The organism is Maribacter sp. UH1, assembly GCF_056839145.1.
This window is the reverse complement of the sequence record NZ_CM166387.1, coordinates 4,316,208-4,329,288: the sequence shown is the minus strand read 5'-3', so window position 1 is coordinate 4,329,288 and position 13,081 is coordinate 4,316,208. Positions and strand designations below refer to the sequence as shown.

General features: G+C 34.4%; 14 protein-coding genes. 13 read left to right on the top strand and 1 reads right to left on the bottom strand.

Annotated features, from left to right (window positions below):
- Positions 1-7 precede the first annotated feature (7 nt).
- From UH1x_RS18755 to UH1x_RS18745, 3 genes are all read left to right on the top strand, one after another.
- The gene (locus UH1x_RS18755) at positions 8-772 is read left to right on the top strand and encodes an SDR family NAD(P)-dependent oxidoreductase (RefSeq protein ID WP_482626526.1); all 765 of its coding nucleotides are present in this window, start codon (positions 8-10) and stop codon (positions 770-772) included.
- Between the two features lie 215 nt (positions 773-987).
- Positions 988-1,542 carry a porin family protein gene (locus UH1x_RS18750; protein ID WP_482623509.1) on the top strand — a complete coding sequence of 185 codons (555 nt, stop codon included), beginning with the start codon at positions 988-990 and terminating at the stop codon, positions 1,540-1,542.
- 165 nt (positions 1,543-1,707) lie between these two features.
- Positions 1,708-2,280 carry a DUF2911 domain-containing protein gene (locus tag UH1x_RS18745; RefSeq protein ID WP_482623507.1) on the top strand — a complete coding sequence of 191 codons (573 nt, stop codon included), beginning with the start codon at positions 1,708-1,710 and terminating at the stop codon, positions 2,278-2,280.
- A 235-nt stretch (positions 2,281-2,515) separates the two neighbouring features.
- Here the strand turns inward: UH1x_RS18745 and UH1x_RS18740 are convergent, their stop codons facing one another.
- Positions 2,516-3,439: a LysR substrate-binding domain-containing protein gene (locus UH1x_RS18740; protein WP_482623505.1), complete on the bottom strand. Its 924-nt coding sequence runs from the start codon at positions 3,437-3,439 to the stop codon at positions 2,516-2,518.
- 108 nt (positions 3,440-3,547) lie between these two features.
- Between UH1x_RS18740 and UH1x_RS18735 the strand changes: the two genes are divergently transcribed.
- The 10 genes from UH1x_RS18735 (at position 3,548) to thiD (ending at position 12,942) form a co-directional block, all read left to right on the top strand.
- Positions 3,548-5,068, top strand: a complete 1,521-nt coding sequence (locus tag UH1x_RS18735) for a catalase (RefSeq protein ID WP_482623503.1) — start codon at positions 3,548-3,550, stop codon at positions 5,066-5,068.
- Positions 5,069-5,131: 63 nt separating this feature from the next.
- On the top strand, positions 5,132-5,644 hold the full coding sequence (locus UH1x_RS18730) for an ankyrin repeat domain-containing protein (RefSeq protein ID WP_482623501.1): 513 nt from the start codon (positions 5,132-5,134) through the stop codon (positions 5,642-5,644).
- Between the two features lie 146 nt (positions 5,645-5,790).
- Positions 5,791-6,780, top strand: a complete 990-nt coding sequence (locus UH1x_RS18725) for a 2-hydroxyacid dehydrogenase (RefSeq protein ID WP_482623500.1) — start codon at positions 5,791-5,793, stop codon at positions 6,778-6,780.
- Between the two features lie 56 nt (positions 6,781-6,836).
- Positions 6,837-7,769 (top strand): carbon-nitrogen hydrolase family protein, encoded by a 933-nt coding sequence (locus tag UH1x_RS18720; RefSeq protein ID WP_482623498.1) that lies wholly within the window; start codon positions 6,837-6,839, stop codon positions 7,767-7,769.
- A gap of 21 nt (positions 7,770-7,790) precedes the next feature.
- The gene (locus UH1x_RS18715; RefSeq protein WP_482623496.1) at positions 7,791-8,747 is read left to right on the top strand and encodes an NAD(P)-dependent alcohol dehydrogenase; all 957 of its coding nucleotides are present in this window, start codon (positions 7,791-7,793) and stop codon (positions 8,745-8,747) included.
- 98 nt (positions 8,748-8,845) lie between these two features.
- Positions 8,846-9,946, top strand: coding sequence for a polysaccharide lyase family 7 protein (locus tag UH1x_RS18710; protein WP_482623494.1), 1,101 nt, complete (start codon positions 8,846-8,848; stop codon positions 9,944-9,946).
- Positions 9,947-10,084: 138 nt separating this feature from the next.
- Positions 10,085-10,876: a hydroxyethylthiazole kinase gene (gene thiM, locus UH1x_RS18705; protein WP_482623492.1), complete on the top strand. Its 792-nt coding sequence runs from the start codon at positions 10,085-10,087 to the stop codon at positions 10,874-10,876.
- Complete coding sequence (gene thiE, locus UH1x_RS18700; RefSeq protein ID WP_482623490.1) at positions 10,869-11,510, top strand: thiamine phosphate synthase; 642 nt, start codon at positions 10,869-10,871, stop codon at positions 11,508-11,510. Before thiM ends, thiE begins: the two co-directional genes overlap by 8 nt.
- Entirely contained in the window at positions 11,489-12,142 is a 654-nt protein-coding gene (gene tenA, locus UH1x_RS18695) for a thiaminase II (protein WP_482623488.1), read from the top strand. Before thiE ends, tenA begins: the two co-directional genes overlap by 22 nt.
- On the top strand, positions 12,130-12,942 hold the full coding sequence (gene thiD, locus UH1x_RS18690) for a bifunctional hydroxymethylpyrimidine kinase/phosphomethylpyrimidine kinase (RefSeq protein WP_482623486.1): 813 nt from the start codon (positions 12,130-12,132) through the stop codon (positions 12,940-12,942). Before tenA ends, thiD begins: the two co-directional genes overlap by 13 nt.
- The last annotated feature ends 139 nt before the right edge of the window (positions 12,943-13,081 follow it).

Sequence of the window (13,081 nt, the reverse complement as noted above, 5' to 3'; positions counted from 1 at the left end):
AAGTAGAATTATGTCAAGAACGAAAATAGCATTGGTAACCGGTGGTAGCCGAGGAATTGGAAAGAATATAGCATTAAAAATCGCAGAAAAAGGTTTGGATGTTATTTTAACCTATCACTCTAAAAAAGATGCTGCAGAGAAGGTTATAAAAGAAATTGAAAAACTAGGTCAAAAGGCAGTAGCGTTTCAATTAGATACCAGTGACACCTCTAATTTTTCTAGTTTCCTTAAAACGGTTTCCATGTATTTAAATGAAAATTACCGTACAGCTAAATTCGATTACCTGATAAACAATGCAGGAACGGGAATTTACAAGCCATTTCTAGAAACTACCGAAGCTGATTTTGATGCTATGATGAACATTCATTTAAAAGGCGTTTATTTCTTAACTCAGCATGCCGTTGAACAATTAAATGATGGTGGCGGAATCATTAATATATCATCTGGATTGGTAAGGGTAACGATACCTGGCTCTTCTGCCTATGCAAGTATGAAAGGTGGTATAGATGTATTAACAAGATTTTTGGCAAAGGAACTTAGTGATAAAAAAATACGTGCAAATGTAGTAGCTCCTGGTGCTGTAGGAACAGACTTTGGTGGTGGGGCAAATAAGGATAATGAGGAAAGACGTGAAAAAATTAGTAGTAACACCGCACTTGGTCGAGTTGGTGAACCAGAAGATATTGGTGGAATTGTTGCTTTTTTATGTACGGAAGATGCCGGTTGGATCAATGGTCAGCGTATAGAAGCAACTGGTGGGATGATGCTATAAAACCATAATTTAAGAATTATTTTTTAACATAAATAAACTGTGAATACAGGTTTGAACAATTCTTAAAACAAACAATGAGAGTGTAATTAATACATTTTTAAAAATTTGATAATCAGTGATTTATTACACATTGTCATGAAAGTTAAACATATGTGAAAAGTGAGAAAAATCATCATAAATAAGTTTTATTTGTAATTAAATAAATCAAAAAAATTATGCAAAAAATTTTTCTTTTTACTGTAGCCACTTTTCTTTTATTTACAACGACTAATGCACAAGATTTTCAATTAGGTGCCAAAGCCGGTATTAATTTTGCACAAATTAACGGTGACAACACAAACGATTTTGACCCTATTACCGAGTTTCATTTTGGTATGGTAGCAGAGGTGCCGCTTTCCGACTCTTTTTCATTTCAACCCGAGGTACTATTTTCGGGTCAAGGCTATAGCCTAGATGATGATATTATTAACTTAGATTATGTAAATATTCCATTTTTGGCTAAATATTACGTTACAAAAGGATTAAGCATTGAGGCAGGTCCACAATTAGGTTTTTTAGTTTCGGCAAAAAATGAAAATACTGATGTAAAAGAATTTTTTAATAAAACCGATTTATCTTTAAATATTGGTCTAGGCTACAAATTAGGAAGCAATATTAACTTTGCCGTTCGCTACAATTTAGGCTTATCTGATATCAATGATTTAGACGGCTTTTCAGATAAATACAAAAATGGAGTAGTTCAAGTATCTATTGGCTATTTTATATTTTAGTTAATAAACAATAACTATATTTTAAAGGTTGATTATTAGAATTTAATAATCAACCTTTTTTAATTTCAGAATGTCTCATTTTGAAACATATATCCTACAATAAACTGAAATGCTAAACTGATAATACTTAAATTTCATATATAAATAACCACAAACATTTCAAGTATGAAAAATTTTTTCTTGGCAGTAATTGTATTTATTGTTTGTATTAACCTTGGATATTCTCAAGATTTTAGAGGATTAGATAAAAGTCCGCTAGACAGAGTGTATTTACCTGATCATTTTGCCCATGACATAAAATTTGCTCCTGAAAGAAACCTACCCGATTCTCCCATTCTCAGGGTAGATTATAGTAGACCTCAAAAAAATGGCCGTGTGGTTTTTGATGGTATGGTCAAATACAATGAAATTTGGCGATTAGGTGCCAATGAAGCTACAGAGATTAAAGTGTACAAAGATGTAAACATAGATGGAAAATTACTTAGAAAAGGTATCTATACCATGTATGCCATACCTACCGAAGAAGTATGGACAATAATCTTTAATAAAGATGTTGATCAATGGGGTCATTATAGTTATGATGAGAATAATGATGTCTTAAGATTAGATGCACATGTACTACACAATAATGCTCCTGTAGAAGAATTTACTATTCAATTTGAAGATTCGGAGAACGGTATTGCATTAATGTATATTGCTTGGGACATGGATAGGGTTGAAATACCGATAAGCTATTAGAGGGCTAAATTGTTTAGTTTTAAATAATTGCCAATCTAACGTTTTAAGGTCCTGACCACACTAAAGATATGGGGTATTTAGTGTTAAAGAGTTATTCACACGAATACTTAAAATCATAGAAAGCAACATCTGTACAGACACATAAAAATCATTTGTTTTAGCTCAAATCAATTGGTCCAAATTCTAACGTTATAAAAAAACAAACTTGTAGGTTTTCTTTATCTCATAATTAAAACTACCTCCAATTAATTTTAATAAATCGCTTATTTTTCTCAAATTCTTTTGGAGTTTTATCTAATATTTCTAAACGTAAGGCATCAATTAAAACATCTTTAGAAAATGTGTGGTGGGTTACCAAACTAACTTCACGTATAGGTTTAGGTTCGTGAAAATGAAGTATACGGCCCTTGTCATTATCGTTTATAGCCATTTCTGGCACTAAAGTGAATCCGCCATAATTATCGACCATTCTTTTAAGAGCTTCAATAGATCCACTTTGAAATTGAATATTCTTGTTATTATCGCTATTTCCACAAATATTCAATACTTGATTTCTAAAGCAATGCCCATTTTCCAGAAGCCAAATATTATCAAGGTTTTCTATCTCGGTAACACTTAACGTATTCTTCTCCTTTATAAAACTATCTTCTTGCCCGTAGAAAATGAATGGTTCGTTATATAATTTTATTTCTCGAATAAAAGGTTCATTTAATGGTGTCACCAAAATACCTAAGTCTATTTCTTTTTTTTGCAATGCTAAAATAATTTGATCGCTCTCCATTTCTTGAATTTTCAGAATGGTATTGGGATATTTCTCTGAGAAAGTACCTGAAATCAAAGGAATCAAATAAGACGAAATCGTAGGTATAACAGCCATTCTGTACTCCCCTTCTAGATTGTCAAGTTCCACATTCACCATGTTTTTTAATTCCTTTATTTCATGAAGAATAACTTTAGCTTTTGCGATAAAAACTTCCCCAAAATCTGATGGTTTAAAAGGCGATTTACTTTTATCGAAAATTAAAAATCCTATTTCATCCTCTAATTTTTTTACTTGAATGGTAATTGTAGGTTGTGTTACAAAACACTTTTCCGCAGCCGTAACAAAGTGTCTATAAGTATCTAAGGCAATTACGTATTCTAATTGTTGTATGGTCATTTATGGTACATATTAATTTTACCAATACAAGTATATAGAGTATTAATTTGATTGATACGGGTATGTAATTGAATTTTGCAGCAACCTTATAAATTAAATCTATATAAAATGAAAAAGAAATTAGCATCACTTATCATGCTTTCAGTTGGTATAATGGGTTTCTCCCAAACCACCGAAACTATTACAACTAATGGAGGTGTACCTGTTGGTGATAATCAAAACTCAAAAACTGTAGGCGAATACGGTCCGGTTTTATTAGAAGACATCTATTTAGTTGAAAAATTAGCTGCTTTTGATAGGGAAAGAATTCCAGAAAGAGTAGTTCACCCAAGAGGTGCGGGAGCTTCTGGATATTTTGAAGCTACAAAAGATATGTCAGCTTACACTAAAGCAGTTCCTTTTTCCAATGTAGGTAAAAAGACAGAATTGGCTGCACGTTTTTCTACAGTTATTCATGGCAAAGGATCTCCAGAAACAGCAAGAGACCCACGTGGTTTTGCCGTTAAATTCTATACCGAACAAGGAAACTATGATATTGTAGGTAACAATTTGCCAATTTTCTTTATTAGAGATGCTATCAAATTTCCTGACATGGTACATTCCTTAAAACCATCTCCAGAAACCAACAAGCAAGATCCTAACAGATTTTTCGATTTCTTTTCACATGTACCCGAAGCTACACATATGCTTACTAGATTGTATACTGATTTAGGTATTCCTAAAGGATATCAGTTTATGAACGGTAGTAGTGTTCATGGTTATAAATGGATCAATAGTGAAGGAAAAGTAACCTATGTAAAATATGCTTGGGTATCTAAACAGGGTGAAAAAAACTTAACAACTGAAGAAGCTGCAGCGCAACAAGGTAAAGATTGGCAACATGCTACGGTAAGCTTAAGAAAAGATATTGACGATAAGAATTTTCCGCAATGGGATCTTTATGTTCAATTAATTAAACCAGAAGATTTACATTCTTTTGATTTTTGGCCATTAGATGCTACCAAAGATTGGCCAGAGGATAAGATTGAGAAAATAAAGATTGGTACTATGACATTAAATCAGAACCCTATAAATTATTTTGAACAAGTAGAAAGTATAGCCTTTTCTCCTGGAGCATTGATTCCGGGTGTAGAGCCATCAGAAGACAAGTTATTACAAGGTAGATTATTTTCATATTTTGATACACAAAGACATCGTTTAGGTCCTAATTTCTTGCAGTTAGAGATAAATAAACCATTAGAAGAGCCAAAGAATTATAATTCTGATAGTTGGAACAGTGCCGGAAATAAAAGATTTGAAAATCCGGATGTAAATTATCAACCAAGTTCTAAGGCTACATTAAAAGAAGACCCTCAGTATAAACAGTCAGAAACTACTTTAAAAAATGTGACCATTACTCAAAAGAAAATCACAAAGACTAACGATTTTGCACAAGCAGGTGATTTCTACAGATCATTATCAAAACAAGAGCAGAACAATTTAATTAAAAATTTGAAGGGTGATTTAGGACAGGTTACAGATAGAAACATTCAAATGAAAATGATAGGTTACTTCTATCAGGCAGATAGCGATTTTGGCATGAGAATAGCAAAAGAACTAGGCTTTTCTCAAAAAGATTTTATGCACTAGAATAAAAGTAACAATTAACTAAGGGGATGCTTAGTAGCATCCCCTCTTTAATATTTAAAAATTATGAAAAATATACTAATACTATTAATTATGATCAGTACAATTACAAGCAGCGCTCAAGATATTTTTGATGTATCACGTAGTGGAGATATCGATTCTCTTGAAAAAATATATGACTTAAATAAAAATGCTATAAACGCGGTTGATAATAAAGGTTTTACTCCTTTAATTCTTTCAGCATATAATGATCAAAAAGAGGTGGTAGCATACTTGTTAGAAAAAGGGAGTAATGTAAATGCACAAGATGCATCGGGTAATACCGCTTTAATGGGAGTTTGCTTTAAAGGAAATATTGAAATCGCTAAAATGCTTATTGATCATGGGTCAGAAGTGAATCTACAAAACTACAATGATGCTACAGCACTTATTTATGCAAGTACTTTTGGTCATACTGAAATAGCTGATTACTTGCTTAAAAACAAAGCAGATGCATCTATAATGGATAATAGAGGGAACACAGCATTAAAACACGCACAGATGCAAGGTAATACAGAAGTTATTGCACTTTTAAAATAAATTACATATCATCTGATTAAATCACAAAATGCCTTTAAAAAGGGCATTTTGTGGTTTTTGTATTTATCATATTATTTAAAAATGAATATGTTCTTTGCAAGGTTATATTTATCTTCAAATTATATTTCATCCTTAAATAACCAATAATGAGAATAGCTGTTTTTAGTACCAAAACTTACGATCAAGAATATTTTGAAAAATATAATAAGGAGTATAACTATTCTTTTTCTTTTTATGAAACAGCATTAAATCCTGATACTGCCAAATTAACTGCAGATTGTGATGCGGTCTGCGTTTTTGTAAATGATATTGTAGATGATAATACTATAAAAATATTATCCAAAAATGGAATTCAACTAATTGCGTTACGCTGTGCCGGCTACAATAATGTAGACTTGGATGCTGCTGCAAAAGAGAATATAAAAGTTGTAAGAGTTCCTGCGTATTCTCCAGAAGCGGTTGCTGAACATGCCTTAGCGTTAATTCTAACCCTAAATCGTAAAACACATAAGGCTTACAACCGTGTTCGAGAAGGTAATTTTTCGCTTAAAAACCTCATTGGCTTCAATTTAAACAACAAAACCATTGGCGTTATCGGTACAGGGAAAATTGGAGAAACATTCTGTAAAATTATTAAAGGATTCGGGTGTAAGATAATCGCCTATGATATTGCTGAAAACGAGAATTTAGTAAAACTAGGTGTTGAATATATGCCATTGGAAAAGGTTTTTGAACAGTCGGATATTTTATCACTTCATTGCCCGTTGAACAAGCATACCAAGCATATAGTGAACAAAGCCTCTATAGCATCAATGAAAGACGGAGTTATGATTATTAATACCAGCCGTGGTGAATTGATAAAAACCGAAGATGCCATTGAGGGACTTAAGAATAAGAAAATTGGGTATTTAGGTATTGATGTTTACGAGCAGGAAGAGAATCTTTTCTTCGAAGACCATTCTGAAGTTATTATTGAGGATGATATGTTATTAAGACTATTAAGCTTCCCAAATGTATTAATTACTTCTCATCAAGCGTATTTTACTAAGGAAGCCATGGATCAAATAACTACTATTACCTTAGAGAATATTAAATCATTTGTAAATAAATTAGAGCTGAAGAATGAAGTGATATAATTAAACTTCTGACGTTATCAATAATTATTAACTTACTATGAATATATAACCTATACATGAAAGTAAAAGTCTGCCTTATTCAAGATAGTCCCGTTTTTTTTGACATAGAAAAAACTATCGATAAAATAGAAAACCTTGTAAAAACCCATGCCAAGCAAGGGTGCGAATTAATCGTTTTTCCGGAATCTTTTATTCCTGGTTATCCAAGAGGGTTTTCTTTTGGTGCCGTGGTGGGCAGTAGAACTGACGAAGGCAGAAAGCTATATGCTGACTACCATAATAACAGCTTAGATTTAGAAGGTAAAGAGTTACAAAGATTAGTGAAACTAGCCAAAACCGAGAAGGTTTATTTGGTGATTGGCATTACAGAAAAGCAATCTAACAATGGTAGTCTATATTGCTCCATGCTGTACATCTCACCTACTGACGGCTTTTTAGGTGTTCACCGAAAAATAAAACCTACAGGCAGCGAACGTATTATCTGGAGTGAAGATGATGGGAAATCCTTGGTGAGTTTTAATACAAAAATAGGAAAGCTCGGCGGACTCATTTGCTGGGAAAATTACATGCCGTTAGCGAGAATGTCGATGTATAAAAAGGGTGTAGAGATTTATATAGCACCTACGGCAGATTCCCGAGAGGAATGGACATCTACTATGAAACATATTGCATTAGAAGGCAGATGCTTCGTTTTGGGCTGTAATCAGTATTATACAAAGTCCATGTATCCAGAAAAATACCAACATTTGGTTGCCAACGAACCTGAAAATTTATGTTGCGGTGGTAGTGTAATCGTTTCTCCATTAGGTAAAGTAATTGCAGGTCCTTTTTTTAATAAAGCAGGAGCGTTAATTGCAGAGATAGATTTAGATGAAATAGTACATGCAAAGTTAGATTTTGATGTCATCGGGCATTATTCACGTAACGATATTTTCGAATTTAATGCTGTAAATCAGCCAAATATGAAAGTCGAAAAAGGATTAACTTAATCTTACAAATTCTTCGAAAAGATGAAAGCTTTTACTAAAAGAATATATGGCGGTCCAGAAGTGCTAAAACTAGAAGAAGTTGCCAGACCTGTAGTTAAGGATAATCACATTTTGGTAAAGGTAATGGCAAATTCGGCAAATCCGGCAGATTGGCATATTCTTCGTGGAAAACCTTTTTTAGCAAGATTCTCTTTCGGACTGTTCAAACCAAAGCAGCTTGTTTTAGGTACTGATTTTTCAGGGATTGTCGAAGAAGTAGGAACAAACGTAACAGCTTTTAATATTGGCGATAAAGTGTTTGGAGAATCAATAGAAGGTGGTGCTTTTGCAGAATATGTATGCATAAAAAGTAGCGTTTGTGCAAAAATACCAGAGCATATAGATTTCCCTATAATGGCAAGTATACCTGTTGCCGCACAAACCGCTTACCAAGCATTAATTACTCATGGTAAGTTACAAATTGGAGAATCTGTTTTAATCAATGGAGCATCAGGAGGTGTTGGTCATTTTGCAGTTCAAATAGCAAAAATTTATGGTGCTAAAGTAACTGCGATTTGCTCCAACAAAAATGTTGATTTTGTAAAATCAATTGGAGCCGATAATGTCATTGCCTATGATAATGTAAACATTCATGAACATAATGGTAATTACGACTTAATTATTGATACACACGGAAACCTAAAACATGCCGACTATAAAAGAATGGGTAAAAGAGGCATTATTGTTGGTTTTACCACGATGATTCATATGGTTTCTGTTCTTTTTAAAAATGCATTTAGTAAGTTCCCTTTAACCCAATTTACAGCCGAAGCGAACACCCAAGATTTAGAAATTTTGGCATCTCTAGTAAAAGACAATAAGATGAAGGTTCATATTGAAAAGATATATCCATATACTCAAATACCAGATGCAATTACACATTTAGAGAAAATGCGAACCCGAGGTAAAGTGGTTATGGTTTGGAATAATACACTTTAAATATTGTAACCCTTTCTCTTTGCGGTAAACGAATATTCCAAGATTCTTCTTAAAACACTTAAACTATTCATATCTTATCGGTTCATACCATAAGAAAAATGAAAAAATATTCTATTGCCTTAACTTCATTACTATTAGTCTTCTGTTTTACTAGTTGCAAGAATACTACTAAAAAAACATCAGATTCAACCGAAGATACATCCGCAGAAAACCAGTCCGATGAAACCGTTTACGCAAGTAATGTAATTCCATTTTTCGATGATTGGAAATTGATTTTAGGTGATGGGTCAAATGTTGGTATTGCCAATGATTTTGAAAATAAGGACTTCTTCTATACTGAAAATGAAAATGGAGAAGAATGGGTAGTTTTTAAAGCACCCAACGGCGGTGATACGCATGGCACCTCTAATAATACGAGAACAGAGTTGGCACAAATTAAAAAGTGGTATCCAGAAACGGCAGACGATAAATTAACGGCTACTTTAAAAGTTATGAATGTATCTTCTACAGGTAATGCTCGTGTTGCAGCAACACATGCCGTAGTTGTTGGACAAATTCATAGTGCAGATGCATTTGAGAACGAACCTTTGAAAATTTTCTACAAGAAATACCCTGGTCATACTAAAGGTTCCGTATTCTGGCATTATGAAATAAATACTGCTGGGGATGATAATGCAGGTAGATGGGATTACTCATCGGCAGTTTGGGGCAATGACTTTTCCGTAGTTGGAGAAACAGCAGATACCTATCCTGCAGAGCCAGAAGATGGTATTGCATTAGGGGAAGAATTCAGCTATGAGGTTGTTGTAAAAGATGGCATTATGAGCTTGAAGTTTATGAGTGACGGACATGAAACCAAAACGTTCACCAAAAATTTATTGGAATCGGAATACACTACAAAAGCAAATATACCAGAGCAAACCAAAAAAATATTCTTCCCTATCGGTCAAGATGGTGTGGAACGCAAAGAAGCTTACACAGGCGAAGGTTGTTTTTTTAAATTAGGAGCGTATAATCAAACCAATGGTAAATCTCCAGCCGTAAACATGAATTGGTGTTCAGGTGCAGAAACGCATGGTGGCGATATTCAAAAGCAATATGCAGATGGTAATTATGCAGAAGTTTGGTTCAAAACAGCCAGTATAAGCATTAGTGACGCTGCCGTTTCAAATGAAGGTTATTTTACTAAAAACGATTAAAGAGGTCTCCAAAACGAATTTACGTCTAAAGAATATCTCGTTAATAACTTATCATAAAGGTAATACGGTATTATGTTCTATTTTTTTTGAAAATGACGATCTTAGTTGTTCTATAAAATAACCGAATACAATTATTTAATGAGCAATATTTCATCCGTATTAGAACAAGTAAAAACTAAAGGACCATTAGTTCATAACATTACCAATTATGTAGTCATGAATAATACCGCCAATGCATTATTGGCTGTTGGTGCATCTCCTGTAATGGCTCATGCTAAAGAAGAGGTCAAAGATATTGTTACGATTTCTTCTTCGCTGGTTATCAACATGGGTACGTTGAGCGAAAAATGGGTAGAAAGCATGCTTATGGCTGCTGAACAAGCAAAAGCAACCAACACTCCGTTTGTATTTGACCCTGTCGGTGTCGGTGCATCTGCATACAGAACAGAAGTTGCCCAAAAAATTATAGAGACAGCTACGCCCAATGTAATTCGTGGTAATGCATCCGAGATTATGGCATTGGCAAAACTGACGAATTCTACAAAAGGTGTGGATAGTACTATGCATACCCAAGATGCTGTTGAAGGTGCTACCCTATTATCAAAGAAATTTAATAATACGGTGGTTATTAGTGGCGAAACCGATTATATCATTACTGGCGATACCGTTAGTAAGATTGAAAACGGGAGTCCGCTTATGGCTAAAATTACCGGTATGGGCTGCACGGCAACTGCCATGGTGGGTGCATGTTTAGGTGTGGAAGAAAATGCTCATTTGGCAGCTACAGCGGCAATGGCAATTATGGGTGTTGCAGGAGATATGGCTAATGACAAGAGCGCCGGACCAGGTAGCTTTCAAATGCATTTTTACGATAGCCTTCACGAACTTTCGCCAGAAGTCTTAGCTGAAAAAGTAAAAACGAATGCCTAAAGTAGATTACGCTTTAATGTTCGTGACGGATGATAGCATTAGGGATGACAATACCTTCTTTGCCATCTTAGAAGCTGCTTTAAAAGGCAGGGCAACTATCATACAATTACGAGAGAAAACTTTAGATACTTTGGCTTTTTATAACCGTGCATTACGGTGTAAAGAATTATGTAGCACCTATGGAATTCCATTGATAATTAATGACCGATTAGATATTGCACTTGCCATAGATGCGGACGGTGTACATATTGGTCAAACCGATATGCCTTATGATGTTGCTCGTAGATTATTGGGGAATAGTAAGATTATTGGACTATCGGTTAGTAACAAAAAACAAGCCGAACATCAGGATGCGCTATCGGCAGATTATATTGGCATATCCCCTATTTTTTCAACGAATACAAAGACGACGGATTTAGCAAAACCTTTAGGCATTACGGGATTAAAAGAAATACGAGAACTATACAAAAAACCAATTGTTTGCATTGGCGGTATAGATAAAAAAAACACACAAGACATCATAGCAAATGGGGCGGACGGAATAGCAGTAGTTTCTGCTATTTCTAAAGCAGCAAACCCAGAAGCGGCAACAAAAGAACTTAAAGATATTATATGCAAGACTGGTACAAACTAGCAAGAAAAAATACAGATTATATTCTAGAAGCCATAAAAGAGCAATCCTTCATTAAAGAACTGATGAACGGAACGCTACCAACAGACATTTTTCAATTTTATATTAATCAAGATGCCATGTATTTGGCGGAATATAAAAAGGTATTAGCAACTATTGGCGTAAAATGTGAGCATGTCGATGATACCCAGTTTTTTCTAGATTCGGCCACAGGAATTATCAATGTAGAAAATGCCTTGCATCAAATTTTTCTAAAAGATAATCAGTTGGCTCACGAGCCCTCTCCTACTTGCGAACTATATACAAGTTATCTAAGTCGTATAGTGGCAAATCATTCATTAGAAGAAGCATTGGCAGCTGTTCTGCCTTGTTTTACCATTTACAAAGAAGTTGGAGATTACATACAAGCGAATCAGACGAACAAAGCCGATAACCCCTATCAAGATTGGATAGATACTTATGGCGGCGAAGCATTTGCAACCTCGGTAAACAATGCCGTAATTATCACCAATAAGTATGCTGCAAACGCTTCAGAAGAAGTATTGCAAAAAATGAAAACTGCCTTTGTAAAAGCATCTAAATTAGAATGGATGTTTTGGGACAGCGCCTATAATAAAGAAGCATGGAAGATATAAAGACGCCATACAATAGTGTATTGTCCATAGCCGGAAGCGATTCTGGTGGTTGTGCCGGTATACAGGCAGATATTAAAAGTATTAGTGCCTGCGGAGCATATGCTGCTACAGTAATTACTGCAACTACAGCGCAGAATACAATGGGAGTTACGGATATACATGCTATACCCATCGCTCATTTAAAAAAGCAATTAGATGCTGTTTTAAGTGATATTGATTTTGGAGCCATAAAAATAGGTATGCTTCATTCATGCGAGGTAATAAAGGTTGTCCAGGATAAATTAAGCGAATACAAGGCAAAGAATATCGTCTTGGATCCTGTAATGGTCAGTACCTCGGGTCACAAGTTAATTGCTGACGACGCCATTGCCTGTTTAAAGGACTTTTTACCAAACGTCAATTTAATTACTCCTAATATTCCTGAAGCAGAATTATTGATCGACGAGAAAATAGATAGTGAAAACATGGAAGCGATGGCAAAGAAAATTGGGGAGCGCTACCAAACTTCGGTCCTTCTAAAAGGCGGACATATTGATAATGGAACTATTGTAATGACAGATGTTTGCTACAATCACGAAACCAAAGAAGTCAATTTAATAACCAATCCAAAGGTAAATACAAAAAATATTCACGGTACAGGTTGTAGCCTATCGTCAAGTATTGCTGCATTCTTAAGTTTGGGTGAGCCAATAGAAATTGCCATTAGAAATGGCTGTAATTATGTGAACCAAGCCATCATTGCCGGTCAGCATAAAACTCTTGGTAATGGTAACGGACCTATCAATCATTTTGGGTTTTAATTAAACTAGTATCATCATTAAAAATGATGTAAGAAAAGACTTGGTCATATGTATGTAAATAACGAATTTCGTTATCAAGCACTAATAACAAGTAACTGATATTTAGTAGCATACTAACTAACATAAAATAGAACAAGGC